The 26,127-nt window shown below is 54.8% G+C and carries 36 protein-coding genes; 28 read left to right on the top strand and 8 right to left on the bottom strand.

Translation table 11 applies throughout. From position 1 onward, the window contains the following. The first annotated feature begins 1 nt into the window (after position 1). The 8 genes from ACZ5AM_RS04555 (at position 2) to ACZ5AM_RS04520 (ending at position 4,634) form a co-directional block, all read left to right on the top strand. Positions 2 to 613, top strand: coding sequence for a DUF7411 family protein (locus ACZ5AM_RS04555; protein ID WP_464915685.1), 612 nt, complete (start codon positions 2 to 4; stop codon positions 611 to 613). Beyond that, positions 594 to 1,457, top strand: coding sequence for a DNA-3-methyladenine glycosylase family protein (locus tag ACZ5AM_RS04550; protein WP_464915684.1), 864 nt, complete (start codon positions 594 to 596; stop codon positions 1,455 to 1,457). Before ACZ5AM_RS04555 ends, ACZ5AM_RS04550 begins: the two co-directional genes overlap by 20 nt. 4 nt (positions 1,458 to 1,461) lie before the next feature. Further along, positions 1,462 to 1,629 carry a hypothetical protein gene (locus tag ACZ5AM_RS04545; RefSeq protein WP_464915683.1) on the top strand — a complete coding sequence of 56 codons (168 nt, stop codon included), beginning with the start codon at positions 1,462 to 1,464 and terminating at the stop codon, positions 1,627 to 1,629. Further along, positions 1,622 to 2,077, top strand: coding sequence for a type II toxin-antitoxin system VapC family toxin (locus tag ACZ5AM_RS04540; protein ID WP_464915682.1), 456 nt, complete (start codon positions 1,622 to 1,624; stop codon positions 2,075 to 2,077). Before ACZ5AM_RS04545 ends, ACZ5AM_RS04540 begins: the two co-directional genes overlap by 8 nt. Continuing rightward, complete coding sequence (locus ACZ5AM_RS04535) at positions 2,074 to 2,403, top strand: hypothetical protein (RefSeq protein ID WP_464915681.1); 330 nt, start codon at positions 2,074 to 2,076, stop codon at positions 2,401 to 2,403. The genes ACZ5AM_RS04540 and ACZ5AM_RS04535 overlap by 4 nt, the downstream gene beginning before the upstream one ends. Positions 2,404 to 2,430: 27 nt before the next feature. Next, a complete protein-coding gene (locus ACZ5AM_RS04530) occupies positions 2,431 to 2,829 on the top strand; it encodes a hypothetical protein (protein ID WP_464915680.1) in 399 nt (132 codons plus the stop codon). Positions 2,830 to 2,988: 159 nt separating this feature from the next. Further along, entirely contained in the window at positions 2,989 to 3,522 is a 534-nt protein-coding gene (locus ACZ5AM_RS04525; RefSeq protein WP_464915679.1) for an adenylate kinase family protein, read from the top strand. Positions 3,523 to 3,662: 140 nt separating this feature from the next. Then, positions 3,663 to 4,634, top strand: a complete 972-nt coding sequence (locus tag ACZ5AM_RS04520; protein ID WP_464915678.1) for an N-acetylmuramoyl-L-alanine amidase family protein — start codon at positions 3,663 to 3,665, stop codon at positions 4,632 to 4,634. On the opposite strand, the gene ACZ5AM_RS04515 is transcribed toward ACZ5AM_RS04520, so the two are convergent. Further along, the gene (locus ACZ5AM_RS04515) at positions 4,625 to 5,131 is read right to left on the bottom strand and encodes a type II toxin-antitoxin system VapC family toxin (RefSeq protein WP_464915677.1); all 507 of its coding nucleotides are present in this window, start codon (positions 5,129 to 5,131) and stop codon (positions 4,625 to 4,627) included. The genes ACZ5AM_RS04520 and ACZ5AM_RS04515 overlap by 10 nt on opposite strands. Positions 5,132 to 5,189: 58 nt before the next feature. Between ACZ5AM_RS04515 and ACZ5AM_RS04510 the strand changes: the two genes are divergently transcribed. From ACZ5AM_RS04510 to ACZ5AM_RS04490, 5 genes are read left to right on the top strand one after another with little or no spacing between them, the layout of a single operon-like run. Next, the gene (locus tag ACZ5AM_RS04510) at positions 5,190 to 5,957 is read left to right on the top strand and encodes a LamB/YcsF family protein (protein WP_464915676.1); all 768 of its coding nucleotides are present in this window, start codon (positions 5,190 to 5,192) and stop codon (positions 5,955 to 5,957) included. A gap of 4 nt (positions 5,958 to 5,961) precedes the next feature. After that, complete coding sequence (pxpB, locus tag ACZ5AM_RS04505) at positions 5,962 to 6,633, top strand: 5-oxoprolinase subunit PxpB (protein ID WP_464915675.1); 672 nt, start codon at positions 5,962 to 5,964, stop codon at positions 6,631 to 6,633. Positions 6,634 to 6,638: 5 nt separating this feature from the next. Continuing rightward, on the top strand, positions 6,639 to 7,640 hold the full coding sequence (locus ACZ5AM_RS04500) for a 5-oxoprolinase subunit C family protein (RefSeq protein WP_464915674.1): 1,002 nt from the start codon (positions 6,639 to 6,641) through the stop codon (positions 7,638 to 7,640). Between the two features lie 28 nt (positions 7,641 to 7,668). Then, entirely contained in the window at positions 7,669 to 8,409 is a 741-nt protein-coding gene (locus tag ACZ5AM_RS04495) for a phosphoglycolate phosphatase (RefSeq protein ID WP_464915966.1), read from the top strand. Beyond that, a complete protein-coding gene (locus tag ACZ5AM_RS04490; RefSeq protein WP_464915673.1) occupies positions 8,384 to 9,235 on the top strand; it encodes a GNAT family N-acetyltransferase in 852 nt (283 codons plus the stop codon). Before ACZ5AM_RS04495 ends, ACZ5AM_RS04490 begins: the two co-directional genes overlap by 26 nt. On the opposite strand, the gene ACZ5AM_RS04485 is transcribed toward ACZ5AM_RS04490, so the two are convergent. After that, positions 9,228 to 10,379, bottom strand: coding sequence for a M20 metallopeptidase family protein (locus ACZ5AM_RS04485; RefSeq protein WP_464915672.1), 1,152 nt, complete (start codon positions 10,377 to 10,379; stop codon positions 9,228 to 9,230). The two genes, ACZ5AM_RS04490 and ACZ5AM_RS04485, sit on opposite strands and share 8 nt — an antisense overlap. Positions 10,380 to 10,441: 62 nt before the next feature. Then, a complete protein-coding gene (locus tag ACZ5AM_RS04480) occupies positions 10,442 to 10,837 on the bottom strand; it encodes a DUF2095 family protein (protein ID WP_464915671.1) in 396 nt (131 codons plus the stop codon). Positions 10,838 to 10,897: 60 nt separating this feature from the next. Here ACZ5AM_RS04480 and ACZ5AM_RS04475 point away from each other — a divergent pair, with 60 nt between their 5' ends. Genes ACZ5AM_RS04475 through ACZ5AM_RS04460 form a run of 4 tightly spaced genes read left to right on the top strand, consistent with a single transcriptional unit; the run spans position 10,898 to position 12,751 of the window. After that, on the top strand, positions 10,898 to 11,326 hold the full coding sequence (locus ACZ5AM_RS04475) for a GIY-YIG nuclease family protein (protein ID WP_464915670.1): 429 nt from the start codon (positions 10,898 to 10,900) through the stop codon (positions 11,324 to 11,326). A 9-nt stretch (positions 11,327 to 11,335) separates the two neighbouring features. After that, the gene (locus ACZ5AM_RS04470; protein WP_464915669.1) at positions 11,336 to 11,539 is read left to right on the top strand and encodes an antitoxin family protein; all 204 of its coding nucleotides are present in this window, start codon (positions 11,336 to 11,338) and stop codon (positions 11,537 to 11,539) included. Continuing rightward, positions 11,508 to 11,990 (top strand): type II toxin-antitoxin system VapC family toxin, encoded by a 483-nt coding sequence (locus ACZ5AM_RS04465; protein ID WP_464915668.1) that lies wholly within the window; start codon positions 11,508 to 11,510, stop codon positions 11,988 to 11,990. The genes ACZ5AM_RS04470 and ACZ5AM_RS04465 overlap by 32 nt, the downstream gene beginning before the upstream one ends. Before the next feature lie 2 nt (positions 11,991 to 11,992). Further along, positions 11,993 to 12,751 carry a phosphoglycerol geranylgeranyltransferase gene (locus ACZ5AM_RS04460; protein WP_464915667.1) on the top strand — a complete coding sequence of 253 codons (759 nt, stop codon included), beginning with the start codon at positions 11,993 to 11,995 and terminating at the stop codon, positions 12,749 to 12,751. Here ACZ5AM_RS04460 and ACZ5AM_RS04455 read toward each other — a convergent pair whose 3' ends face one another. Next, positions 12,752 to 12,991 (bottom strand): hypothetical protein, encoded by a 240-nt coding sequence (locus ACZ5AM_RS04455; RefSeq protein ID WP_464915965.1) that lies wholly within the window; start codon positions 12,989 to 12,991, stop codon positions 12,752 to 12,754. Positions 12,992 to 13,156: 165 nt separating this feature from the next. Here ACZ5AM_RS04455 and smc point away from each other — a divergent pair, with 165 nt between their 5' ends. Genes smc through ACZ5AM_RS04435 form a run of 4 tightly spaced genes read left to right on the top strand, consistent with a single transcriptional unit; the run spans position 13,157 to position 18,236 of the window. Continuing rightward, positions 13,157 to 16,735 carry a chromosome segregation protein SMC gene (smc, locus tag ACZ5AM_RS04450; protein ID WP_464915964.1) on the top strand — a complete coding sequence of 1,193 codons (3,579 nt, stop codon included), beginning with the start codon at positions 13,157 to 13,159 and terminating at the stop codon, positions 16,733 to 16,735. A gap of 7 nt (positions 16,736 to 16,742) precedes the next feature. Next, positions 16,743 to 17,147 carry a HEPN domain-containing protein gene (locus tag ACZ5AM_RS04445; RefSeq protein ID WP_464915666.1) on the top strand — a complete coding sequence of 135 codons (405 nt, stop codon included), beginning with the start codon at positions 16,743 to 16,745 and terminating at the stop codon, positions 17,145 to 17,147. After that, on the top strand, positions 17,134 to 17,553 hold the full coding sequence (locus ACZ5AM_RS04440; protein WP_464915665.1) for a nucleotidyltransferase domain-containing protein: 420 nt from the start codon (positions 17,134 to 17,136) through the stop codon (positions 17,551 to 17,553). Before ACZ5AM_RS04445 ends, ACZ5AM_RS04440 begins: the two co-directional genes overlap by 14 nt. Before the next feature lie 5 nt (positions 17,554 to 17,558). Then, complete coding sequence (locus ACZ5AM_RS04435; RefSeq protein WP_464915664.1) at positions 17,559 to 18,236, top strand: segregation/condensation protein A; 678 nt, start codon at positions 17,559 to 17,561, stop codon at positions 18,234 to 18,236. Here the strand turns inward: ACZ5AM_RS04435 and ACZ5AM_RS04430 are convergent. Both ACZ5AM_RS04430 and ACZ5AM_RS04425 read right to left on the bottom strand, forming a co-directional pair. Then, the gene (locus ACZ5AM_RS04430; RefSeq protein WP_464915663.1) at positions 18,163 to 18,618 is read right to left on the bottom strand and encodes a hypothetical protein; all 456 of its coding nucleotides are present in this window, start codon (positions 18,616 to 18,618) and stop codon (positions 18,163 to 18,165) included. The genes ACZ5AM_RS04435 and ACZ5AM_RS04430 overlap by 74 nt on opposite strands. Positions 18,619 to 18,630: 12 nt before the next feature. Continuing rightward, entirely contained in the window at positions 18,631 to 19,086 is a 456-nt protein-coding gene (locus ACZ5AM_RS04425; RefSeq protein WP_464915662.1) for a hypothetical protein, read from the bottom strand. A 117-nt stretch (positions 19,087 to 19,203) separates the two neighbouring features. Between ACZ5AM_RS04425 and ACZ5AM_RS04420 the strand changes: the two genes are divergently transcribed. The 3 genes from ACZ5AM_RS04420 to ACZ5AM_RS04410 all read left to right on the top strand — a co-directional run bounded on the left by ACZ5AM_RS04420 (position 19,204) and on the right by ACZ5AM_RS04410 (position 22,830). Beyond that, positions 19,204 to 19,569, top strand: a complete 366-nt coding sequence (locus ACZ5AM_RS04420; RefSeq protein ID WP_464915661.1) for a DUF5658 family protein — start codon at positions 19,204 to 19,206, stop codon at positions 19,567 to 19,569. A 34-nt stretch (positions 19,570 to 19,603) separates the two neighbouring features. After that, complete coding sequence (locus ACZ5AM_RS04415) at positions 19,604 to 22,012, top strand: DEAD/DEAH box helicase (protein WP_464915660.1); 2,409 nt, start codon at positions 19,604 to 19,606, stop codon at positions 22,010 to 22,012. Between the two features lie 179 nt (positions 22,013 to 22,191). Next, positions 22,192 to 22,830, top strand: coding sequence for a zinc metalloprotease (locus ACZ5AM_RS04410; protein ID WP_464915659.1), 639 nt, complete (start codon positions 22,192 to 22,194; stop codon positions 22,828 to 22,830). 72 nt (positions 22,831 to 22,902) lie between these two features. Here ACZ5AM_RS04410 and pgsA read toward each other — a convergent pair whose 3' ends face one another. Next, entirely contained in the window at positions 22,903 to 23,472 is a 570-nt protein-coding gene (gene pgsA / locus ACZ5AM_RS04405) for an archaetidylinositol phosphate synthase (RefSeq protein WP_464915658.1), read from the bottom strand. Between the two features lie 12 nt (positions 23,473 to 23,484). Next, positions 23,485 to 24,018, bottom strand: a complete 534-nt coding sequence (locus ACZ5AM_RS04400) for a tRNA (cytidine(56)-2'-O)-methyltransferase (RefSeq protein WP_464915657.1) — start codon at positions 24,016 to 24,018, stop codon at positions 23,485 to 23,487. A 56-nt stretch (positions 24,019 to 24,074) separates the two neighbouring features. Here ACZ5AM_RS04400 and ACZ5AM_RS04395 point away from each other — a divergent pair, with 56 nt between their 5' ends. The 4 genes from ACZ5AM_RS04395 (at position 24,075) to ACZ5AM_RS04380 (ending at position 26,127) form a co-directional block, all read left to right on the top strand. Further along, a complete protein-coding gene (locus tag ACZ5AM_RS04395; protein ID WP_464915963.1) occupies positions 24,075 to 24,854 on the top strand; it encodes an SAM hydrolase/SAM-dependent halogenase family protein in 780 nt (259 codons plus the stop codon). Positions 24,855 to 24,940: 86 nt separating this feature from the next. Continuing rightward, entirely contained in the window at positions 24,941 to 25,141 is a 201-nt protein-coding gene (locus ACZ5AM_RS04390; protein ID WP_464915962.1) for a hypothetical protein, read from the top strand. After that, positions 25,122 to 25,571 carry a type II toxin-antitoxin system VapC family toxin gene (locus tag ACZ5AM_RS04385; protein WP_464915656.1) on the top strand — a complete coding sequence of 150 codons (450 nt, stop codon included), beginning with the start codon at positions 25,122 to 25,124 and terminating at the stop codon, positions 25,569 to 25,571. The genes ACZ5AM_RS04390 and ACZ5AM_RS04385 overlap by 20 nt, the downstream gene beginning before the upstream one ends. Further along, positions 25,564 to 26,127, top strand: a complete 564-nt coding sequence (locus ACZ5AM_RS04380; RefSeq protein WP_464915655.1) for a nicotinamide-nucleotide adenylyltransferase — start codon at positions 25,564 to 25,566, stop codon at positions 26,125 to 26,127. Before ACZ5AM_RS04385 ends, ACZ5AM_RS04380 begins: the two co-directional genes overlap by 8 nt.

Genomic DNA, 26,127 nt, shown 5'->3' with positions numbered 1-26,127 from the left:
AATGCTCGTCCATCACCTCTACTCCGGAGGCAAGGACTCCAGCTTGGCCGCGTGGATACTAACGAGGCTCGGCTACGATGTCGAGCTGGTGACGGTGAGCTTTGGCCTTCTGGACAACTGGCGCTTCGCGAGGGAGACCGCGGAAAGGCTAGGCTTCGAGCACAGGGTGTTATACCTACCACAGGAGGTTCTGGGGAGAGCCGCAGATATGGCGATAAAAGACGGCCATCCCAACAACGCCATCCAGTTCATTCACGAGAGGGCCTTGGAGGCGCTCGCTTCTCTCCCGGAAGTTGAGAGAGTAAGCGACGGAACCAGGAGGGACGACCGCGTTCCCTTCCTCGATCTGCCAAAGGCCCGCTCGCTGGAGGATCGCTTTAACGTTGCATACATAAGACCCCTCCTCGGCCTCGGCTACAAGACGATAAGAGAGCTGACCGAGAGGCTCTTCGTCGTTGAAATCAGGGAGAGCGAAGAACTCCAGAAGGCAGACTACGAGGTCGAGCTGAGGCACCTTCTCCGTGAGAATGGGGTCGATCCGCTTGAGATCTTCCCGAAGAGCCACTACCAGTCGAGGGTTTTGGGATGGAGGGATGGGAGTGGGAACGATTGACCTCAACAAAATCGCCCACGAGATGATACACAACGGCACCTGGAAGTTCGAGGATGGTGTATTCTACCAGGCGTTCCGGAACGGCATAGTGGGTTACGACGGGGAGGACTTCTTCTTTCCGGATTCGTGGTCAAGGCGAGAGAAAAAGGAGGCCAGAGAGAAGCTCTCATTCATCCTCGGCCTCGAAACGGATTTAGATTCTTTCTACTCGGAGATAAGCGACTCGCCCTTCGCATTCTTAATCGATGAGTTCTACGGTCTCACAGTCCCAGCCGCCCCGAGCCCGTACCAGGCTCTGGTTGAGGTCATAGCGCAGCAGCAGGTGAGCTTTGACTTCGCCCAGAGGACGATTGAAAACCTCGTGAGGCTCGCCGGTAAACGGGTTGGGGGTATCTATACATTCCCAACCCCAGAAGAGGTGGCTCAACTGAGCAAAGAAGAACTGAAATCCGCAAAGCTCGGCTACCGGGCTGATTACATAAAGAACATCACCAGCCTGTACCTTGAGGGTGAGCTCAACCTCGACCTGTGGGACTGGGGCGTTGAGGAGGCCATAAAGTACCTGACCCGGTTCCGCGGGATAGGGAAGTGGACGGCGGAGCTTTTCCTTGCCTACGGCCTGAGGAAGAACGTTTATCCCACAGGAGACCTCGGACTGAGGCGCGGAATAGCAAAAATTTTCGGGAAAAGCGTGAAGGAAGTAAGGGAGAAGGACGTGCGGGAGATAATTGATCCCTACGGAAGATGGAAGGGTTTGCTGGCCTTTTACGTGACCTGCTACGACAGGAAGACGGAGCTGGAGAGGAAACTTAAAATACAAAACCCGCGAAAAAGTTCCGGGTGATGGAATGCTCATCGATATGAAAACCCTCTCCGTGCTGATGGAGATCCGGTCCAAGAGAGGGGGTAAAAAGGGATCCTCCGAAAAGATGCTCGGCATACTGGAAGGAAAGCTCCCCAGGGGAATGAGCAGTGTAGAACTGCTTAGAAGGATGAGGGAGGAGGAGTATGATTAGGGTTTATCTCGACACAAACGTCCTCTTGAGCGTCTGGTTCAAAGAAGAGGATCCCAAAACCGGAGATGAGCTTTGGAAAGCCCCACTTCAGATTTTGAAACTTATCGAGAACGGAAAGATTGAGGGCCTCGTTTCGATATTCACGCTGATGGAAAGCGCCCACGTGTTCAAAAGAAACAAGTTAAACCCGGAAAGAGTCAAAGAGATTGAAGACGTTGGTATTGAGGTTTACATCCCCAATGAACTGGCCTTGATTGATGCATTCTCCTTTCAGTTGAAACTCGGCACTGACCCCTACGATTCTGTGGCTCTGGCATCTGCACTGGCATCGGGGTGTGATGTCCTGATAACGCGAGACGAAGACTTTAGAAAGAAGGCGGATGGGCAGATAATGGTTCTGAGCCCCGAAGAATTCCTCGAATGGATTGCCATGAGTGAAGAGTTATGAAGATAGAAGTCATTCTTCCCCGCGAGAGGTTCAAAGCCCTAAAGGGGCGGGATGTAAGGGAGATACTTAGGGAAAACCTGCCAGAGGTAGAGGAAACCCTCACCGCCGAGCGGGAGGAGTTCCTCCGGGAAAAGGTGGAGAAACTCGAGGAAAAGCTCCGCGAGATGGAGGGCGAAATCGAAGAGCTTAGGGAGTTCTATGAGAAAGCCCTAAGGGACAAGGAGCTGATGATGGTGGAACGCGACAGGCTCAGGAAGGAGAACGCAGAGCTGAGGGCGAAGTTCGAGGAGAAGAGAAGTGGGCTGGAGAAAGTTCACGGATCGTGAACGAGTCGTTCATGGAGTGTGAACGAAATGAAGCTCATCATCAGACCCGAAAGGGGCTTTGGAAAGATTGAAGTCGAGCTGGACGATGAACTCGCGGGAGAAATCGAGAGACTGAGTGAGAGGTACGGCGTTCCGGTCGAGAGGGTAATCGAGATAGCCCTCACCGGCGAGTTTAGAGAACCTTCGGGAGACCTTGAGGAGCTGGAGAGGAAGGTCAAAGAGCTCGAGGAGAAGACCTGGAAGCTTGAAAGGGAGTACGCGCCGCTCCGCTTCAAGGCCTACGGGCTGAGCGAGGACAACAAGGTTCTGGCTATAGAGCTTTCCGGCCTAGTGGCGGAGAACAGTCAGCTCAGGCGCTTCTTGAGGCTCAGACCGGAGAGGAACATTGAGCTGAGAAAGCTTATATCCTACTATCTACAAGGCTAAACCGCGGATGATGACAGCGAATTGCGCGGATCGGTGAAGAGCAACGCTATCTGACGCCGTCCCGGGCGGGCCGTGACGATTCCAAGACGGGCTGAGCAAGGGCGATGACGTACCCTATGAGCGCCGAGCCCGTCCGGGGCGTGAAAAGAGGTGGTCGGGATGATAATAGCCGTAACCGGAACACCCGGGGTGGGAAAGACAACGGTCTCAAAGCTCCTCGCGGAGAGGCTGAGATACAGCTACGTGAACCTTAGAGACTACGCCCTTGAGAAGAACCTCGGAGAGATGAAAGGCGACGAGCTGGAGCTGGACGTTGACGAGCTAGCGCATAACTTCGAGCGGGACTTTGCAGGGAAAAACGTCGTCGTTGACAGTCATCTAAGCCATTTCCTCAGGGCCGATCTGGTTATAGTTTTGCGCGCCCATCCAAAGCTTGTAGGCGAGAGGTTGAAGGCCAGAGGTTATTCAAAGGAGAAAATTGGGGAGAATGTTGAGGCCGAGCTCGTTGATGTAATCCTTGTCGAGGCCCTCGAGGAGAACGAGAACGTTATAGAGGTCGACACGACGGGAAAGACGCCGGAGGAAGTCGTTGACGAAATCCTCGAGCTAATTAATAAGGGCGTTAAGAGAAGGGTAGGCATTGTTGACTGGAGTGAGGCTTACGACGAGGTGATTCCCTACCTTAGGCTCTGAGTTACGGTGTTCTTATTCAAAAACAAGTTCATTCGGTCCGTGTACAGGATAATCCAGGGTTCAGCTGCACAAGATTATTCGCACAAGCTTTATAACGGGCTTTTTGAGTAGTGTCCATTAATGCCCTGGAGGTGGTTGCGATGAAATTAAAGGCACTGTTTGTTGCAGTTCTATTCCTCGGTGCCCTATTATTGACGCCAACAGCCGGAGCCAGTACCTACAACCTAAGTGGTTATACAATCTGCATCGATGCAGGCCACGGCGGAAAAGACCCCGGAGCGGTTGGATACGTAGTTGAGAAGGACGTAAACCTCGCGATAGCGCTTAAAGTTGCAAAAGTCCTTGAGATGGACGGGGCAAACGTTGTTCTCACCAGAGACGGGGACTACTTCGTTACCCTCTCCGGCAGGGTCCAGATGGCCAACTCAAACAACTGTGATATCTTCATCAGCATACACGCGAACTCCGGACCGAGTTCGGCAAGTGGCTTCGAGGTTTACCATTACTACGGCTCCTACTGGGGCAACGTTCTGGCCACCTACGTGGATCAGGAGATCGCAAAGCTAATCACGCTCAAGAACCGCGGTGTCAAAGAGGCTGGCTTCTACGTTCTCAGGTACACCAGAATGCCCGCCATACTAATCGAGACGGGCTTCGTAACGAACTCCTACGACGCGAGTGTGATAAGCGACGAGTCCTACCAGTGGCGCTATGCTTACGCTATTCTCCACGGCATTCAGAGGTACTTCGGCGTTCCAGTTCACGACCCGGTTCCGACTGTAATGGGCATAAGGTTCGCCGACCACAGGAGCTATTTCAGGGTGGTCCTTGACATGAGCGAGAAGGCCAGCTACCACGTCTACTACACCGCCTACTCCAACGGCTACCATCTGGTTATTCAGGTGGACAACGCCCAGCTTGCCGACCTCGGCTGGCCGGTTTACAACGGCTGGTACTACACCTACACCGGCTCGGGCACGGCTCCGGTAATCTACGCCACCCAGAGCGGGAGCGTTGTCTTAATCGTCGTCGAGCTTAGCAGTCCCTACAGGCCTTACAGCGACTTCACGCTCTCGAATCCGGACAGAATAGTGGTGGACATCTATCCGTGATTTCTTTTCCGCTTTTTTCTCTTCCTTGGGATTAATCTCACCGGGCTTCCGCAGTCGGGGCATATTCCTTCGGGGGGCATTTCTTTGAAGCGCTTCCCACAGCCTATGCAAACGTAGTTCCAGCGGATTACCCTTTTTATGCCCCGCTTTAGTGTTCTGAACTCTATCCCAATTGTTTTCGCTATATTCTGGAGGTTGTAGTCGTCGGTGAGGAGGATTCCTTTGAGCTCGTATGTCAGCGCGAGAACCTCCAGGTCTGCCTCGCTCAGCTCGTTAAGCTCGCCCGTTCTCCTCGCGGCATTTTTAACGGCCTCGATGCTCTCCCGCGACGGGGCTAAAACCTTAACCTTCCCCGCGCTGATCAAACCTTCCAAGAACAGCCTCGACTCGGGGTCCTTCACTTCCTCGACGACCTTAGGCGTAGTTACGCCCTCAACATCGACACCCTGTATGAATATCGCAGCGTCGATTACCTGAACCTTTTCTTCCTCCCTCATGGCCCCAACTTGGAGAAACCCTTTTTTAGATTTCCGTCGAAAGGAGAGCGGTGGTGATATGAAGGTCGACCTAAACTCCGACCTCGGCGAGAGCTTTGGGAGGTACAAACTTGGCCTCGATGAGGAGGTAATGAAGTTCATAAGCTCGGCGAACGTCGCGACGGGCTGGCACGCTGGCGACCCGCTGGTGATGAGGAGAACCGTGAGGCTCGCAAAGGAGAACGGCGTTGCCGTTGGTGCGCACCCCGGTTACCCGGATTTGCTCGGCTTCGGGAGGAGGTACATGAAACTCTCCAGCGAAGAGGCGAGGAACTATATTCTCTACCAGATTGGGGCCCTCTATGCCTTCACGAGGGCAGAAGGAGTTGAGTTACAGCACGTAAAGCCACATGGCGCACTTTACAACGCCCTTGTGAAGGAAGAGGAGCTGGCCAGGGCCGTAATTGAAGGAATAGCGGACTTCGATAAGAACCTTATCTTCGTAACCCTCTCCGGCTCCAAGCCAGCGGAAATAGCGGAGGAGATGGGCGTTAGGGTTGCCCACGAGGTTTTTGCCGACCGCGCTTATAATCCCGACGGAACGCTCGTTCCACGCTCCAGACCGGGCGCGGTGATACACGATAAGGAAGAGATAGCGGAAAGGGTAATTTCCATGGTCAAGGACGGCGGGGTTAAGGCGATAAACGGCGAGTGGGTCGAGCTGAAGGTAGATACAATCTGCGTCCACGGCGACAACCCGAAGGCAGTTGAGATAGCCAAGCACGTTAGGGAAGTCCTTGAAAGAGAAGGCGTCAAAATAGTTCCGATGAGAGAGATCGTCCGGTGAGACCATGAAAATCGAACCCCTCGGCGATTCTGCACTTTTGATTTCCTTCGGCGAGAGTATTGACGAGAAAATAAACGAAAAGGTTCACGCTCTAGCAAGGGCCATAGAAAAAGCAGGCTTTGAATGGCTTGTCGAGGTTGTTCCTGCGTACTCTTCCCTCGCGGTGATCTATGACCCGGCTTTGGTGGACTTCGAGAGCGTTAAGCGGGCCATTGGGGGAATCGAGGTTACCCGGGAGCGCTTTGAGGGAAGACTCGTGGAGGTTCCCGTTGTTTACGGTGGCAAATACGGCCCGGATTTGGAGTTCGTTGCAGAATACAACGGTTTGAGCGTTGATGAAGTCATCGAGATTCACTCAAGGCCGATCTACCGCGTCTACTTCCTCGGATTTCTCCCAGGGTTTGCTTACCTTGGCGGGATGGACAAGGGGATAGCCACTCCCCGTCTAGAGATGCCCCGCCTGAGAGTTCCGGCCGGTTCGGTTGGCATAGCTGGAAAGCAGACTGGAATTTATCCCCTTGAAAGCCCCGGCGGCTGGCGTCTCATTGGAAGAACACCGCTCAGGCTCTTCAACCCGGCAGAAGATCCGCCAACCCTCCTCCAGCCCGGTGATAGGGTGAAGTTCGTGCCAATAGATGAGAACGAGTTTATGGAGCTGTACGAGAGAGTGGGGTGAAGGCGTTGATTGAGCTTCTCCACGTTCCGTCGTTGCTGACGATTCAAGATGCTGGAAGGCCCGGCTACAGAAAGCTCGGCGTCCCGGTGTCCGGCTTCATGGATGACTATTCCGCAAGGATTGCCAACTACCTCGTCGGAAACCCGGGAGATGCTCCCCTGCTGGAGTTCCTCCTCAGGGGGCCGGCTATAAAATTCAATGCCTCCGCTGTTTTTGCCGTGGCCGGGGACGTTGATTTAACGCTCAACGGCATTCCCATTGAACCGTGGACGAGCCATTGGGCCAGGAGAGGCGATGTCCTTGAGGTGGGAACGCTGAGGAGCGGCCTCTACGGGTACATAGCCTTCGCAGGCGGAATAAAGTGCGAAAAACTACTTGGAAGCTGCTCCACCTATCCGAGGGCAGGACTTGGAAGGCCGCTTAAAGCAGGGGATAGGTTAAGCCTGGGCTACGCGCTTTTGACCGGCAGGGAGGGGCGCTATCTTCCAGGGGAGCTTAGACCGGACTATTCAAGCATGGAGAGAGAGATAAGGGTCGTCCTCGGGCCGAACCTGGAGCATTTTACTGAGGAAGGCATCGAGACGTTTCTAAGTGAGCCCTACACTGTAACACCGGAATCAGACAGGATGGGTTACCGCCTCGACGGAAAACCAATAGAGCACTCCAAAGCGGGAGCCGACATCGTAACCGAACCTCTCCTGCCTGGAGCCGTTCAGGTTCCAGCAAACGGAAGGCCGATAGTGATGATGACGGACGCCCAGACAACCGGCGGCTACGCGAAGATAGCCACTGTAATAAGTGCCGATTTGCACCTTTTGGCCCAAAGCAGGCCTGGGACGAAGGTGAGATTTAGGGCTGTGGAAGTCGAGGAAGCCCGGGAAATACTCAGAAGACGCGGGAAGATGATGGAAGCCATAAGATCCTTTTTGGAAGGAAAGATGAGAGCATATAAAGTGAAGGTTAGCGGAAAAGAGTTCACGACCTTCTCGGGAAAGGTTAAATACTAGCTCCCTTTTTCTCCGCTTGGTGGGGAAAATGAAGGTTAAGGCAATCTCGCTCGACATAGACGGCACGATAACCTACAGGGACAGAACGCTCAGCATAGAGGCCCTGAAGGCGATAAGGCTCGCCGAAAGGCTAGGCCTTCCGGTTATGCTCGTCACGGGAAACTCCGTTCCGTTTGCAGAAGCCGCTGCAGTTTTCATAGGCACGAGCGGGCCTGTCATAGCTGAAGACGGTGGTGCCCTCTCGCTGAAGGGCGAGGGAACTATGAGGAAGCGTGTTTTTCTAACGGACATGGATGAGGAGTGGATCCTCTGGAGCGAGCTCAAAAAGCGCTATCCTGAGGCGGAGCTGAGCTACTCGACGATGGAGAGGAAGGCAGGCCTCGTGATAACGCGAAAGGTTCCAGTTGAGGCGGTAAGGGAAATCATCGAGGAGCTCGGGCTGAACCTTACCGCGGTCGATTCAGGCTTTGCGATACACATCAAGAAGCCATGGATCAACAAGGGCACTGGGATAGAGAAGGCCTGTGAGTACCTGGGGATAAAGCCGAGCGAAGTGGCCCACGTTGGCGACGGCGAGAACGATTTGGACGCCTTCCGCGTCGTCGGCTACCGCGTTGCCATAGCTCAGGCTCCGGAGGGCTTGAAGGAGAAGGCCGACTACGTAACGGAAAAGCCCTACGGTGACGGCGGCGCCGAGGCGATAATGCACATCCTGGAGAAGTTCGGCTACCTCGGTGAGGGCCATGAAGATCAGGAAGGCGACACTTGACGACGTTAAAGCTATAGTTGACGTTCACACCACCGGAGAAGACCTCTCCGGCCTTTCCGTAGGGGAACGCTACCTCCGCGGCGGCCCGTGGATGAGCGTCGAGACCCTCGCAATCCACATCAACAACCTTCTCCTCGAGGGCCAGCTACCGGTAGTTGCAGAACTCGACGGAAGAATAGTCGGAGAGGCAGAGGTCTTTTTCTCGGAGGAACCTTTGGATGGAAAAACGACAAGAATAGCTCACCTCGACGTCATAGAGGTTCATCCCGATTTCCGAGGCCAAGGCGTTGGAAGGGCCCTCGTCGGGTTCGTAGAAGAAGTCGCGAGGGAAAGGGGGGCCGAGTTCATAACAACACAGCCCGATGAAGAAGCCTGGGGCTTTTACAAAAAGCTGGGCTTCAATGAGATCCTCTACGAAGGGTTGCTCGTGGAAATCCCGGTTGAGGGGTTCGTGGGCGGAAAAGTTGAGTCGCTTCCGTTCTTCCCGTGGGAGGCCGTTAAGTCCCTTGAGCTCGTCGCAGGTCGCTTCCAGAGCTCCTACGATATGTGGTTTTCGAGCTTCAGGGACATCTTCGCCGGAATTCAAGAACTCATAGAGGCCGGAAAAGCCGGGAGCTCATACTACGCTCTGAAGTCCCTTCCCGGGAGGCCCGGAAAGGTGGCCCTCTTTCTATGGGGGTCTAGTGATGACATCCCAAAAGCCGTCGGGAGGGCAAATAAGCTCGGCTTTGAGAAAGTTTTGACGGTCCTAGATGCGGAGACGGCTGAGTTGTTAGGGGCGGAAAAGAAGGGGAGAGTGCCGATAATAGGAAAGGCCCTCACCTGAGGAACTCGAAGGCCAAAGCGACCTCCATGGCAGTGCCCAGGTAGAGGACGTCTTCGTCAACGTCGAAGCGCGGGTGGTGGTGCGGGTGGACTATCCCCTTCTCCTCGTTCTTTATGCCCAGCGCCAGAAAGGCTCCCGGCACTTTCTGGAGGTAGAAGGCGAAGTCTTCCGCCCCCATAGTCGGCTGCACTTCGCCGTACTTGAGACCGTATTTCTCAGCCACTTTTCTAGCGAAATCGGCCATCTCGGGTGAGTTTATCGTTGGCGGTGTAAGCTCTTCAATGCTCAGCCCGTATCCTGCACCATGGGCCTTTGTTACACCTTCCAAAATCTCGTGCATCCTCCTCTGGATCAGCTGGCCGATTTCGGGCTTGAAGAAGCGGAAGGTGCCTTTAAACTCGACCTCCTCCGGGATGACGTTGAATGCCGTTCCGCCGTGCACACTTGTGACGCTCACAACGCCGGTCTCTATCGGCGGGACGTTCCTGCTCACGATGGTCTGGAAGGCCAAGATGGCCTCGGCCGCTATCGGGATCGGGTCAACGGTCTCGTGAGGTGAGGCACCGTGGCCGCCCTTTCCGATTATCTTTCCGCCGAATATTCCGGCTCCGGCCAGGAAGGGGCCGTCTCTGATTCCTATAAGTCCACTCGGCAGATCCATCCAGACGTGGAAGCCGAATATGGCGCTGACGCCTTCTAGAGCACCGCCTTCGATCATCTTGACCGCTCCGTTGCCGCCCTCCTCGGCCGGCTGGAAGATAAGTCTTACCTTTCCGTTGAGCTCATCTCTATGGGCGGCTATTATCTTTGCCGCACCCAGGAGCATTGCCGTGTGGGCGTCGTGGCCGCAGGCGTGCATCTTGCCCGGGATTTTAGACTTGTATGGAACGTCGTTCTCCTCCTGGACTGGCAGGGCGTCCATGTCCGCTCTTAAGGCTATCGTTCTCTTGCCTTTTCCGATGTCCGCTATAATCCCCGTTCCAATGCGCTTGATCGAGTAGCCCCACTCGCGCAGGTGCTCCTCAACTATCCTCGATGTCCTCTCCTCCTCGTAGCCGAGCTCGGGGTGCATGTGGAAGTCCCTGCGCCAGGCTATTATTTCCTTCTCAATCCCCCTGGCCTCAGAAACCGGGTCAAAGTTCATGGTCTCACCGATGGGGGGATGGCAAAAGAGGGATATTAACTTTTCGATGAGTATCTTAATGGTCAGTGCCTCCCGTGCCTCTCGTACCAGCCCCACTCCTTCTTTGGCCCGAAGGCCCTAACCCCCCTCTTCGTCAGCGTGATCCTGAGGTCTTTCGCCATCTCCGGCGTTATCTCCCCTCTCGCTTCCATCCAGTTGATTATCTCAAGGGCCTCCTCGTCGGTCTCGCATCTCCTCAGGAAGTCTATTATCGTCGGGTTGTAGCCAGAGAAGTCCTGGAGTCCGAGTTCTTCATCTTCAAGGGCCTCTTTCTCCGAGGTGCGATAGGCGGTTATCCTGAGTTCGGGTTCGTCCTCCAGCTCTCTGGCCAGGGCGGGGAAGGTTCTCTCAAACTCCTCTTTATCGTACTCCTGCCAGGCGAAGTCATCTGCAGGGCTTTTCTTTTTCTTCTCGTCCATCGTTCACACCGTATCCCCCTCGGGTCGAGGGTTTATAAATGGTGGGTGAAACCTGCTCACATGAAAGGCTCCTACTTCCTCGTGATATTCCTTGGAGAGGATAAGACGATAAGGACGAAGGCTAGAACCTTTTCGCTGAGGAAGGGCTACTACGTCTACGTAGGCTCCGCCATGAACTCCCTCGAAAAGCGGGTTAAACGGCACTTCTCAAGGGAAAAGAGGCTCCACTGGCACATCGACTACCTCCTGAAGGAGGCCGAGCTTTTGAGGGCCTACCTGATTCCCAGCGACGAAAGGCTCGAGGAGAAGCTGTCGCTGGAAGTGGCAAGGCACGGCGAGCCCGTCGAGGGCTTCGGTGCCGGCGACGTCAAGGTTAGCACGAACCTCTACAGGTTTGAGAAAGAGCCCGATACAGTTCTTGTGGATCTGCTTGAAAACCTTGGCCTACGCTGGAAAACCGTTAAAAGAGCGGAGGAGATAGATAGGTAAGGTGAGAATATGGGAACCGTGGTTGAGGCCATCTACGATGGGGAAACGTTCAGGCCCTTGAGAAAAGTTAAACTTCCAAGGGGCACGAAGGTAAAGGTTATCATCGGTGAGACCCTACTGGATCTCATGGAAGAGATTGATGGCATAAAAGTCAACGCCAACTTGGAGGAAGTGTTTGAAGATGTTAGAGGACGAAAGAGGGTTCGTTATTGATACCAACGTAATCGTTGGGGCTTTCTTTTACGGCTCGGATTATCCTCAACTCAGACGTTCAAAGGATGTGCTCTCCAAATGCAGACTTGCACTTAGACTGGCCCTCAAGAGAAACGTGGCCGTACCTAAAGTAGCGGTGGTAGAAGTAATCAGTGTTACGAAGAGAATAAGCGGAGACAGCAAACTGGCAATTCGCCTTGGAAATGCCTTAGAAAATTCCGCAGAGATTGTTCCGGAGGAGGTTGTATATAAACTTGCCAAGAAAATTGCCTCCGAGGTCTCTCCCTCCGGGTTTGATACGTACTTTCTCGCACTGGCAAAGAACTTGGGATATAAACTGATAACCCGGGATAAATCACTCTGCAATCATGCCCGCAAGGAAAACGTCGAATGCCTTCTGATAGATGAATCCACCGATGAAAGTGAAATAGAGGCATTTGTGGGGGTGTAAGAATGCCCGAGATTGGAAAGGTCGAATCTTACATCCACGAGAGGCTCAAAAAAGAAAAGCTCCACTTCGTCCTGCTCGACCCTGACGATGTCCCTCCAGAAACGGCCGGAAAGATAGCGGAGATGAGCGAGGAAATAGGCGTTGACGCTATAATGGTCGGTGGCTCCACCGGAGCAGAGGGGGATGTACTCGACGGCGTCGTGAAGGCCATAAAGGAATCCTCCTCCCTGCCAACGATACTCTTCCCGGGTTCCCACGGAGGGATAAGCAGGTACGCCGATGCCATATTCTTCATGAGCCTCCTCAACTCAAGAAATCCCTTCTTCATCACCGGAGCTCAGGCATTGGGCGCTTTCCAGGTGAAGCGCTATAACCTAGAGCCCATCCCGATGGCATATCTCATAATCGAACCCGGCGAAACCGTCGGCTGGGTCGGCGATGCCAAGCCAATCCCAAGGCACAAGCCGAAGATAGCGGCTGCCTACGCCTTAGCCGGCCAGTATCTGGGAATGAGACTCGTCTACCTTGAAGCTGGCAGCGGGGCAGAAAAGCCGGTTCCTCCCGAGATGATAGCGCTCGTAAGAAGGGTCATAGACGTTCCTCTCATTGTTGGCGGGGGTATAAGAACGGGGGAGCAGGCAAGACAAGCCGTGGAAGCCGGCGCCGACATAGTCGTTACGGGGACTGCAATAGAGAAGGCCGGTTCACTGGAAAAGGCCAGAGAAAAGCTTGAAGAGCTCAATAGGGGGATAAAAAGCTAGTCAGGCCTCGGTAAGTACCTTAACGTCCAGCTTTCCGCCCTTGATGATCCTCCTTAGTTCTTCCATCAGGCCTGCGGGGTCGTCGGAGGCGACCTCCATCCTGACCTCGGTAACACCTTGGACGTTTGGCGGGGAGAAGTGGATGTCCCTTATCCTGCCCCTGACCTTCTCAAGCAGGGGCGTTAAGATCTTTCCCCTGCCCTCGTAGGGCAGTTTGAGGTTGAGTTCTACTATTTGCATCGCAATCACCACTCGATTTTATGTAAAAAGGCCTATAAAACCTTTTTCATGCGCCATAGTAATGGGCCGGGCCCCGGGATATTCCCTCGAGTTATGCCTCTCAACCGCTTCCCTGCGGCAAACTTATATAAGAAGTGCCGCCATTTTCGGTCTTAGGTGTCGAGTATGCCGTACATCGAGAAGATTGAAATGAAGGGCTTCAAATCTTACGGTAACAAAAAAGTCGTGGTTCCGCTCTCAAAGGGCTTCACGGCCATAGTAGGGGCGAACGGTTCTGGGAAGAGCAACATCGGCGACGCGGTTCTCTTCGTTCTCGGCGGACTCTCGGCCAAGGCCATGAGGGCAACGAGGATCAGCGACCTCATCTTCGCCGGCAACAAGGCCGAGCCACCGGCTAAATACGCCGAGGTTGCCATGTACTTCAACAACGAGGACAGGGGCTTTCCCATAGACGAGGACGAGGTAGTCATCAAGAGGCGCGTTTACCCTGACGGGAGGAGCGCCTACTGGCTCAACGGGAAGAGGGCGACGAGGAGCGAGATCCTGGACATGCTGAGCGCGGCGATGATATCCCCCGAGGGCTACAACCTGGTTCTCCAGGGAGACATAACGAAGTTCATCAAGATGTCCCCGACCGAGAGGAGGCTCATAATCGACGAGATATCCGGAATAGCCGAGTACGACGCCAAGAAGGAGAAGGCACTGGAGGAGCTGAAGCAGGCCGAGGAGAACCTTGCTAGAGTTGATCTCCTAATCAAGGAGGTCAAGAAGCAGTTAGACAAGCTCGAAAAGGAGCGCAACGACGCTTTGAGATACCTCGACCTCAAGGAGAGGGTGGAGAGGGCAAGGGTGGCCCTCCTGCTGGGGGAGATAAAGAGGCTGGAGTCCCTGATCTCGGAGAGCGGGAATCGGGAGGGCAATATTGAAGGCGAGATAAAATCCGTTGAGGAAAGCCTGAAGGCCCTGGTCAAGGAGATAATAGCTAAGGAGCGCGAGCTGAACGAGGTTGAGAGGGAGCTGGAGGAGAAGAGCGAGGACGGCATTTTAGAGGTGACCAGGAAGATCAGCGAGGTCAAGTCCAAGATTGAGATGGCCAAACGGAACATTGAGAACGCGGAGAAGGAGATAGAAGAAGACCAGAGACGGCTCGCCAAGGCCAAGGAGGAGCTCAAAAAGGTCTCAGACGAGATAGAGAAGAGCAAGGGGGCGATAGTGAGGTGGAGCAAGAGGAGGGAGAAGCTCCTCGTGGAGATCAAGGAGAAGGAGACCGCTAGGAACGAGCTGGTCGTCAAGCTGGGCGAGATCGACAGGAGCTATGCGGTGGCCAGGGAGGAGTTCGATAAGGTAGTGAACGAGCTGGAGGAAGCTAAAAAAGAACTCTACACCAGGGAGGCGGAGGTAAAGAAGTTCGAGGAGGAGATAGAGAGGGCCAAAGCTAGGATAACCCAGGCAAAGCTCAGGAGGAAAGCCCTCAAAGACGCCCTCGAAAGGGCGAAGAAGGACCTGGAGGAGAAGCGCTCGGAGCTGGCAGAGGTAGAAGGCAGGATGTCAAAGGCTGAGTCGAGGCTCAGGAAGGCGGAGAAGGAGCTAGAGGAGAAGGTTGGGAAGTTAAAGAAGGTTGAGGGCGAGCTTGCCAGGGCCAGGGAGGAGCTCATAAAGGCGGAGGCCCAGAGGGAGGTAAGGGGCAACAGGGCGGTCGAGTTCCTGAAGGGGGCTGAGATAGACGGCCTATACGGCACCCTAGGGGAACTCATAAGCGTCGGAGACGAGAAGTACGCCCTGGCGGTCGAGGTGGCACTCGGCGGAAACTACGACAACGTCGTCGTTGAGGACGATAAGGTCGCGGAGAGGGCTATAAAGCTCCTGAAGGAGAAGAAACTCGGAAGGCTCACCTTCCTCCCGCTCAACAAGATAAAGCCCCGCTCGATGAAGGAGAGGCCCTCCCTGGGCGTCCCGGCTATGGACGTCGTGAAGTACGATCCAAAGTTCAAGAACGCCGTCGCATACGCACTAGGGGACACGCTGATAGTGGACGACATGGACGAGGCTAGGAGCGTTGGAATAGGCAGGGTCAGGATGGTCACCCTTGGCGGCGAGCTCCTCGAGAGGAGCGGTGCGATAACCGGCGGCCACTACAGGCCCAGGGGCAAACTGGCCGTTAACACCGACGAGATAAGGAAAAGGGTCGAGAGGCTGGAGCGGGAGAAGGAGGCCCTGGAATCGGCCGTGAACGCTCTCAAGGTCGAGATAAACGGCCTGAGGAACGAGCTCTTCGAGCTCCGCATGAAGAAGAGCGACCTCACCAAAGACCTCCAGGTGGCCCAGAGGGAGATGGAGAGGCTCCTCTCCGAGGATCGGGCGTTGGGGGAGGAGATCCGTGAGGCCGAGGAGACGATAAAGGGGCTCGAGGAGAGGATCCACGAGTACACGGGGGAGATGGCCAAGCTCAGGGGGAGGATAGAGCGCCTTGAGAAGAAGCGCGAGAAGCTCAAGAAGGCCCTCGAAAACCCTGAGGCCAGGGAGCTGAACGCGAAGATCAGGGAGGTCGAAGCGGAGATAGCCAAACTCCGCGAGGAGCTCAGCAGGGTGGAGAGCAAGCTTGAGGGCCTCGAGAGCAGGATAAACGACGAACTCCTCCCGAGGAAGGCCGACCTCGAGGAGGAGATTGAGGGTCTAGTGAACAGGATAAACGCGCTGAAGGCCAACATAAGGGAGAACGAGGAGGCAATCAAGGGCCTAGAGGAGGAGCTGAAGGAGCTCAAGGAGGCCGAGGAGAACGTCAAAGACGAGCTCAAGGAGCTCCGCGAGAAGCGCGAGAGACTCAAGAACGAGATAGTCGAGCTGAGGGAGAAAAAGGACGAGCTATCGGGCAGGCTCAACGAGCTCCGCATAGAGGCGAACACCCTGAGGATAAAGCTGGCCCAGTACGAGACCGAGCTGAAGGAGAAAAGGGCCGAGCTCAAGCACTATGACGCTAAGCTCGTCAAATCGATAAAGCCAGAGGAGATACCCGAACCCGAGAAGCTCGAGGAACTCAAGGAGAAGATCGAGGAGATGGAAGATGAGATCCGCTCCCTCGAGCCCGTCAACATGAAGGCCATCGAAGATTTCGAGGTCGTTGAGAGGCGCTATATGGAGCTCAGCAGCAAGCGCGAGCAGGTTCTGGCGGAGAAGGAGAGCATAGAGGACTTCATAGCGGAGATAGAGGGGCAGAAACGCGAGGTCTTCATGAGGACGCTCAACGAGATAGCCAGGAACTTCTCCGAACTCTTCGCAAAGCTCTCCCCAGGAGGAAGCGCGAGGCTTATCCTCGAAAATGAGGAGGATCCGTTCGCTGGAGGCCTCGAGATAGAGGCCAAACCGGCGGGAAAGGACGTCAAGAGGATTGAAGCCATGAGCGGCGGCGAGAAGGCTTTGACGGCCCTGGCGTTCGTCTTCGCCATACAGCGCTACAAGCCGGCACCGTTCTACCTCTTCGATGAGATCGATGCACACCTCGACGACGCCAACGTCAAGCGCGTGGCGGATCTCATAAAGGAGTCCTCCCAGTCGAGCCAGTTCATAGTCATAACCCTCAGGGATGTCATGATGGCCAACGCGGACAAGATCATCGGTGTGAGCATGAGGAACGGCGTCTCAAGGGTTGTCGCCCTGAGCCTTGAGAAGGCCATGAAGATCCTTGAAGAAGCCAGGAAGAGGAGCGAGGCAGAGCACGCGGAGATGTTCGGCCACCTGGCGGGGTGAAGGTGGAATGTTCGACAGAGAGGAGTTCGAAAGGTGGATAGCACAGGCTGAGTACACACTAAAGAGCGCCCAGAACGATCTCTCGGCCGGATTCTACTCGTGGGCGTGCTTCAAAGCACAGCAAGCGGGAGAGTACGCCGTAAAGGCCCTGCTCCTTGGGATGGGGATCATGGCCTACGGGCACTCAATAAAAAGACTCCTGGACGTTTTGTCCCAGCATGTTGAGGTTCCCGAGGAACTTTTTGACGAAGCTAGGCTTTTGGACAGGCACTACATACCACCTAGGTATCCCGACGCGTACATAGAGGGGGCTCCATACGAGTATTACGGAAAAAAGGACGCAGAAAATGCGATAGCCTCATCAAATAGGATTCTGGACTTTGTGAGGAGGGTGGCCGGTGACATCAAGTGAGACACCCTACAAACGCGAGATCGACGAGTACGTGAACGCTATCGTGAAGAAGTTAAAGCCTAAACTCGTGCTACTCCACGGGTCGTTGGCAAAGGGCACCTTTGGGCTGGGGAGTGACGTTGATATACTCATCGTGGCCGAGGAACTTCCCAAAAACCCCAACGCCCGGCTGGAGCTACTCTACTCCCTCGACAGGACAAGGGCACCGATAGACGCCAAGGCCTACACACCGGCAGAGGTTAGAAGAATGCTCTCCAAGGGGCACCCCCTCATAATGGACGCACTAGAGGACGGGAGAGTACTCTACGCTGATAAAGAGTATCTAAAAGAAATCCTTCGGGAGTTCAGAGATGCAAAGAGGAAATTCCGGCGGATTGAGAGGGGATGGATCCGAATTGAAAGGTGATAAAGATGGAATCCAGGTTTGAAGCCGAGATAACGCCCGTAGATATACTCCTCCAGCTTGTCAAGATGGGAAAGGTCGACCCCTGGAACATCGACATAGTGGATTTAACCGAGAAGTACATCAAGATGCTCCGCGAGATGAGGGAGCTGGACCTCAGGGTTTCCGCCAGGGCAATTCTAGCCGCTTCGATCTTGGTCAGGATGAAAACTGAAGCACTGCTGAGCGAGGAGAACGGGACGGAGGAGGAGAAAACCGAGGAGCGCATTAGGGTCGAGGTCGAACCGCTCGCGCCGCCCATAAGGAGGGTCGAGAGGTATTACACCTTCGATGACCTGCTGGAAGCCTTGATGGACGCGCTGGAAGAGGCGGAGAGGAGAAAACCGAGGAAGAGGAAGAAGGAGAACATCGAGGAGCAGGTCTTCGTGGTGGACGATTTCCGCGTTGACATAGAGAAGCACGTTTACAGGCTTCACAACATCGTGGTAAAGCTCTACAGGGAGAAGGGGGAGCCGATAAAGTTCTGGGAGCTCGTCTTCGACCCGAGCCCAAAGATAGTTGCCAGGACCTTCCTCTACCTCCTCTTCCTCTCAAACATGGGCAAGGTCGACCTCATTCAGGAGGAGCCCTTCGGGGAGATCTTAGTTGTTCCGCTTGAGGGCTCCGAGGGCAGCCAGCCAGCCTGAGGGAGGAGAGAATCTTTTCCGCCTCTTCCCGGCTTATCCTGCCCTCCTCAAGGGCTTTTTCCAGCAGGTACTCGCTCATGAAGCATTGGGCCGGGAGGAGGGGGTTCCGGGTTAGGGCGTAGCTCTGCTCCCGCTTGTACATGAAGTGCCAGTCCACCTCCGCCAGGACGATGAAGCCCAGAACCGCGATTGTGTATGCGATCACCATGAACTCCCGGAAGGTGAAGTGCCTTCCTATCCACGGAACCGAGTACAGCTCCTTGGCGAAAACGAAGAGTATCATGAAGCTGTTCGCGATGCTGAGGTAGCTCGCGGCCCTAGTTATCTTGAGCTTCCAGAGGACGACCCTATCCCTCGCGCCAACCAGTTTTCTCAGATCCATTTTATCACCCGTTCACCCTTCGCGTCTGAAAGATAAGGATTTTGCCAGATCCCTCTCACTCTTCTTAGCAGGCCGGAAGGTTATCGCCAGCAGCGGCGGCTCGCTCCCGATGTAGAGGCTCTTCTTCTCACGGTTGAGGTAGAAGCAGTAAACGCCGTCTGGGATCGTTTCCAGGAACTTCCTCGGAACGGTCTCCCTAGCGAGCCTTCCATCGAAGAAGACGCACTCGTAGGGCCACTTTATACCCTCTACCCTGCTTTTGATTTCCTCCAGTGAAAGCCTCTCGCACTCGAGCCTGGCGCAGACGAGGCTCTTCCTCCCGTCCGTGAAAATCACTACTCTCTCGTTTACCTCCACCCTGACCGAGCGATCCAGGAACTCCCAGAGTTTGGAATAGACGCGCTCGGGCTTTCTCCTCTTCGCAAGCCTCTTGACAAGCCTCTCCTTTGCGTGCCTAGTGAGGAGCATGCTTCCCGATAAGCGGAGGTCTTAAAACGTTTTCCACATGCATATGTACCTACACATGTAGGTTCTAACTAAGGCAAAAAGTATTTAAGATCAAACGAGCAAAAAGGGGCGATTGAAATGAGGGCTAAAACGGAAGGGCTAAAATACGCCCTCCTCTTCGTGGTGTTCTCGCTCATCGACGCCCTAACCACCTGGTCAGGAGCTCGCAGAGGGTTCACCGAGGCCAACCCGGTTCTGGCGGGGAGGCTATCGAGTCCGATCCTGTTCTTCGGGAGCTTCACGTTCTTCACGCTCCTCGGGGTTGGGGTCATAATCCTCTCCCCCCGGCTGGCCAGAAGGGTTCCGGCTATGGTATACTTTCCGGCGCTCTTCGTGGCCTTGAAAGCCCTTCCCGCGCTGAACAACATCGTCCTCCTAACGGGGCTTTCTCCGTTGAAGTTCATCTCGCTGACAACGGCCCGTTGGCTCCTGGGCTTTTCATGAGAACCTTTTTATCCCCCGCCTCGTTCCTTAAAGTATGGGCTACCTCAGGAGAGACTCAATCAAACCCCGCGTTTACCAGGAGGTCATCTACGCCAGGTGTAAGGAGTGCAATTGCTTAGTTGTCCTGCCCACCGGGTTAGGGAAGACCCTCATAGCGATGCTTATAGCCGACTACAGGCTCTCGAAGTACGGCGGAAAGGTGCTCTTTTTGGCCCCCACGAAGCCCCTAGCCGTTCAGCACGCGGAGAGCTTTAAAAAGCTCTTTAATCTTCCGCCGGAGAGGATAAACGTTCTCACCGGCGAGCTTTCCCCCGAAAAGAGGAGAAGGCTCTGGGATGAGAGCGTTGTAATCACCGCAACGCCCCAGACCGTTGAGAACGACATCCTGACCGGCAGGGTTTCCCTCGAGGACGTCGTTCTACTCGTTGTAGACGAAGCCCACCGGGCGGTCGGGAGCTACTCCTACGTCTTCATCGCGAAGGAGTACCTAAAGACGGCGAGGCATCCCCTCGTTCTTGGCTTAACAGCTTCACCGGGGAGTGACGAGGAAAAGATACGCGAGATAGTGGGGAACCTTGGAATAGAGCACATCGAGGTGAGGACCGAAAGCTCGCCCGATGTGAAGCCCTACGTCCAGAGGATAGCCTTCGAGTGGGTCAAGGTCGAACTCCCCGGGATTTACAGGGAGGTGCGCTCGCTCCTGAGGGAGATGCTGAAGGAGAGCCTGAAGCCGCTCGCCCACTTCAAGCTCGTCTCCACCTACTCGCCGGACATATCGAAGAGGGAGGTTCTCCAGGCAGGCTCAAAGATAAACCAGGAGGTCGCGAGGGGCAACTACGAGGGGGGAAGGCTGAGGATGCACCAGGCCAAGGCCATAAAGCTCCTCCACGCGATAGAACTCCTGGAGACGCAGGGGCTGACGGCTTTGAGGGCCTACCTCAAGAAGCTCCGCGAGGATAAGAGGACGAAGTCGAGCAGGGAACTCATGGACGACCCGCGCATGAGGAAGGTGATCTACCTCCTCGTCCAGGCCAAGGAGAGCGGAATAGATCATCCAAAGATGGAGAAGCTGAGGGAGCTGGTGAGGGAACAGCTCGGGAGAAAGCCGAACTCCAAGATAATCGTCTTCACCAACTACCGCGACACCGGGAGGAAGATCGTTGAGGAGCTTGGGGCCATGGGGATTTCCGCTGAGCGCTTCATAGGCCAGGCCAGCAGGGGAAAGGACAGGGGGATGAGCCAGAAGGAGCAGAAGGAAACCCTTGAGAGGTTCTCCCACGGGGAGTTCAGCGTTTTAGTGGCGACAAGCGTCGGCGAGGAGGGTCTGGACGTTCCCGAGGTTGATTTAGTGGTTTTCTATGAGCCTGTGCCTTCGGCAATAAGGAGCATCCAGCGCCGCGGCAGAACCGGAAGGCACAGGCCCGGAAGGGTCGTCGTCCTGATGGCGAAGGGTACGAGAGATGAAGCCTACTACTGGAGTTCAAAGCGGAAGGAGAAGGGCATGTTCGCGGCGATAAAGAAAATCGCCCGGGAGCTTGAGGAAGAGAGACCGAAAGAGGAGAAGGCTGAAATAAGGGAAAAAGCTCCGGAGAGTGCCGGAATGGGGAGGGGAAAGATAACCCCGCTGGACGCGTTCCTGAAGCCGAAACGGGAAGAGATGGAGGAATCCCCCAAGGATAGTGCAGGTAAAGAAGAAAGCCCAAAGGCCGAAAGGGACAAAGCTAAAGCCGAAAAGCACGCTGGAGAAGTTAGGGAACTCCCGATAAAGCCGATTTTCGTTAGGAAGCCAAAGGGCATCGTTGTCTACGTTGACTCGCGCGAGCTTAGGAGCGGCGTTCCAAAGCTCTTGAAGGAACTTGGCGCCGAAGTAGAGGTCAGAACGCTCGACGTTGCCGACTACGTCGTCAGCGAGGAGGTTGGCATCGAAAGGAAGAGCGCCAACGACTTCATACAGTCGATAATCGACGGCAGGCTCTTTGACCAGGTCGAGAGGTTAAAGAGGGCCTACGAGAAGCCGGTCATAATCATCGAGGGAGAGCTTTACGGCATCAGGAACGTTCATCCAAACGCGATTAGAGGGGCAATAGCCGCGGTGACGCTCGACTGGGGCGTTCCGATACTCTTCTCCTCCGGCAAGGAGGAAACCGCGCAGTTCATCTACCTGATGGCGAAGCGCGAGCAGGAAGAGAGGAAGAAGGAAGTCCGCTTGAGGAGCGAGAAGAAGGCCTTAACGCTGGCGGAGAGGCAGCGCTTGATAGTAGAAGGCCTGCCCAACGTTTCCGCGACGCTGGCGAAGAGACTCCTTAAGCACTTCGGCAACGTCGAGAGGGTCTTCACTGCCACGGAGGAGGAGCTTAAGGAGGTCGAGGGCATCGGCGAGAAGAAGGCGAGGGAGATAAGGAAGGTTATTACGGCTCCATACGTCGAGGACAGAGATGAATGATAGCCCCAGCTCGCCCAACTCCCGGGTAAGGTTGGACTGTGCCCCCGGGGAGCGAAGGGGACTCACGGCTCGCCGAGACGCTCATCCCCCGCGGTTTCCCGGGGGCAGCTTAAAATGGGCTTCAAAGTTTAAAGGCTTGACCCCGCAAAACTTAATAACATCCTGAGTTTTCTTGAAACATGCACCGTTCAAGGGACCGCAGACTGACGTACATAGGGGCAACGTACATCGGGAACTTCACCGACAAAGAGCTGATATTCGAGATCTTCGACGAGGCCAACCGCTATTTGAGCCAGAACGGTCTTCCCGTGAGGTTCGTCTACCTCGGAAAGCTCGAAGTCGGCCCAGGCTACCTTATCAACATCCCTGTTGGGAGCGAACAGGTAAAGGGCTACCCCCTGGAGGCCATTATAGAGGCACTCTACGCGAGGCTTCTGGAGGAGATCCACAGGGACGAGAAGTTCCCGATGAGGAGGATCTTCGGTCTGACGACCTTTCCCCTGGTTTCCCGCAACCAGTACTTCCACATATACGAGAAGTTCCTCGGCTTCCAGCAGGAGATACTCGGGATGAAGATAATGGTCCTCTCGATGAAGCCCTTTGAAAGCGAGAACAGGGAGCTCATGAAAGCGCGGATTTTCAAAGGCGTCCTCCACGAGCTCGGCCACAGCTTCGGCCTGGATCACTGCAACAGCGAGTGCGTTATGAACCCCCCGCTGGACATAGACGAGTGGGACAGGAGGCCCCTCTCGTACTGTCCTTCGTGCATGAGAAAGCTCCAGAGCGCCCTTCTGGCCGAACTTGCGCTTAAAAAATGAGAGGGTCGGCAACGGCAGGGTTCTTCATCGGCAAAGCCTCGCCTAGCGAAATTCTCGTCATCCCCCTCCCCATCATCTAAGCCTCTGGTAAGCGGCGACCATTCTCTGGGCAACGGTTATCCACGCGAGCACTCCGACGAGGTAGACGCCGTATTCCACGTATCTGGCTCCAGCCAGGGAGAATGCTATGAGTATGAGCAGCCTTTCGGCCCTTTCAGCTATCCCAACCGCGAGCTTGCCCGAACCCGCTAGCTCAGCCCTACAGCGCTCGTAGCTCACCAGGTAGGCACCCATAAACGTGAGGAAAGTCCAGCGCCAGTCGGCAAGACCCCCGAGGGCTATACCGAAGAGAACGGCCCCATCGCTTATCCTGTCGAGGGTTGAATCGAGGAAGGCCCCGAAGCGGCTTACCTTCCCGGTCATTCTGGCCAGAGTGCCGTCGAGGGCGTCTATGAGGGAACCAAAGAGGAGGACGAGTGCGGCAAACCTCGGCTCGCGGAGGTAGAAGAGATACGCCCCGGCGAGGCTTATGAGCAGTCCTAGGATGGTTATCGTGTTCGGGGTGACGCCAATCTTAGCCAGAGGCCTCACGATCGCTTCAAGATAACCCTTGACGTTCTCCCTGTACCTGTTGAGCACCATCGCGACCACCGGTCAGAGCTCGATTACCTTCTTCCCCCTCTCCTGCGGGACTATTTTGAGCTTGGCGTTCTGGAATTCTTTTCTAAGGCCTTCCCCATCGAGAAGCCTGTCGAGGAAGACGGCCAAAGCCGCAACCTCGCTGTGGGGCTGATTTCCGACAGCCACGTTGTAGTCGGCAATCTCGTAGACTTCCCTTGGTACCTTCTCAGCCCCGACGACGATCATGACGTCTTTGCCGGCTTTCAGGTCATCTTTTATCGCCGGGAGGGCTTCGTCAACGTGGATCCCGTACATCGTCAGGTGAACTATGATCCCACCTTTCTCCTTCCACTCCCTCATGATCTTCTTCCAGCTGGGGTTGAACCCTATCTCGAAGGGTCCCCCCCACCTTTTCACGACGTCCTCAACGCTCTCCTTGACGTGCTCGTCTTCCTCTGCCGCGATTACTATCCTATCCGCCCCAAAGGCCCTCGCCGTTAGAGCGACATGCGTTGTTATCCTCTTATCTCTCTCTGGCCTGTGTCCCAGCCTAAGCACGACTATCATGCTCCCCCTCCGGCAACCTCTTAAACGATGGGAATAAATCCTTTCCGGTGGTGGAGGTGATAACGCTCACAACCGACTTCGGGCTCAAGGGTCCCTATGTAGGGGAGATGAAGGTGGCGATGCTTCGAGTCAATCCCCAAGCGAAGCTCGTTGACGTTACCCATTCAATAACCCGGCACTCCATCGTCGAAGGTTCCTTTGTTATGGAGCAGGTCGTCAAGTACTCTCCGGCCGGCACGATCCATGTTGGCGTGATAGACCCGGGCGTTGGGACGGAGAGAAGGGCTGTAATCATAGAAGGCGACCAGTGGCTGGTCGTTCCAGACAACGGATTAGCTACTCTTCCCCTCAAACACATAAACGCCAGGAGGGCCTGGGAGATAGATTTCGAGAGGATTAAGCACTTCACCGGCTGGAGGATAAGCTCGACCTTCCATGGAAGAGACGTCTTCGGCCCAGCTGGGGCGCTAATCGATAGAGGTATTCCCCCAGAGGAGTTCGCGAGCGAGATCCCCCTAGACTCTCTCGCTAAGCTCGATTTGGAACCGAGGAGGGAAGGAGATACGTGGCTACTCAGGGTAATCTACGTTGACGACTTCGGGAACGTTATCCTGAACCTTGAAAACTACGAAAGACCGAAAGCCGTTGAGCTGCCGGATTTGGGCATCAGAATTCCATATCTCGATACCTACGGCCAGGTTAAACCCGGCGAGCTCCTCGCTTTGCCCGGAAGCCACGACTACCTTGAGATAGCCGTCAACCGGGGTAGCGCGAGCGAGAGGCTTAATCTAAAGGTCGGGGACGGGGTGAGAGTGAGACTCGTTCAAAAATCATGAACGAAAGGTTCAAAAATTTTGAACATAGCCAGTTCGAGCTGAGAAGATTTATCAACCCTACCTCCAAGATTTTAGTGGTGAGCAAGATGGGGGAAATAACGGTGCGGGTTTCAGTTCCAGATGGGCTTGAGGAGATTTTCAAAAAGGAACTAAAGGCCCTTTCAGCAGGCCTCTCACGGCTGAAGAAAAAGCCATCGGTCACCGTTGATGACGTCTTTGGCATTATGCCTTCGGAAAAGTCTGCAAAAGAGATGAGGTTGGAGCTGTATGAGGAGCTATTTGGTTGATTCCTCCGTGATCCTTGAGGCCTTGAAGGGCAATCCCCGAGCAAGGGACGTGCTGAATGACCTGGGGGAGAGTCCAAAGTTCATAAATTCCATAATATTCAGCGAGGTTCTATTCATATTTCTGAAAAACGTCACCGGGAAAAGTTACCGCTCGTTGAGGGGCAACACAAAGGAATTCTTGGCTCACAGAGAAGAGCTTTCCAAGCTTTACAGATTTCTTCGAGAAAATTTTGTTGAAGTTCCCCTGACCGAGGAGATAAGCGACCTGGCCTTTGAGCTGATGACAAAGCACGCGCTTCTCCCAAATGATTCGCTGATTCTTGCCACTGCAAAGTTTTATGGGCTGACGTTGGTAACCCTCGACTCAGATTTTGAGACGCCAGCCAAGGCGGAGGGAATTTCTCTGTTTGGAGGTGAAACCGATGGTTAAACGCGGTCTCTTCGTCGGCCGTTTCCAGCCGGTTCACAACGGCCACATAAAGGCCCTTGAGTTCGTCTTCTCTCAGGTTGACGAGGTTATAATTGGAATTGGAAGCGCCCAGGCGAGCCATACCCTGAAAAATCCCTTCACGACGAGCGAGAGGATGGAGATGCTGATAAGGGCTTTGAACGAGGCGGGTGTAAAGAAGCGCTACTACCTGATTCCGCTCCCTGACATCAACTTCAACGCCATCTGGGCCACCTACGTGGTCAGCATGGTTCCCCGGTTTGACGTCGTCTTCACCGGCAACTCCCTCGTTGCACAGCTCTTCCGCGAGAAGGGCTACGATGTGATAGTCCAGCCCATGTTCAGGAAGGACATCCTCTCGGCAACGGAAATAAGGAGGCGCATGATTGAAGGCGAGCCCTGGGAGGAGCTTGTGCCAAAAAGCGTAGCCGAGTTCATAAGGGAGATCAAGGGCTGCGACAGGATCAGAATGCTCGCGACGAACCTCGAAAAGAACGAGAAGGAATTGCAAGCGCCGATAAGGATTCCGGAGTTCTGA

It is taken from the genome of Thermococcus fumicolans (genome assembly GCF_055386755.1).
Note: the sequence above shows the minus strand (reverse complement) of the source record. Positions and strands in the feature narration are given on the sequence as shown.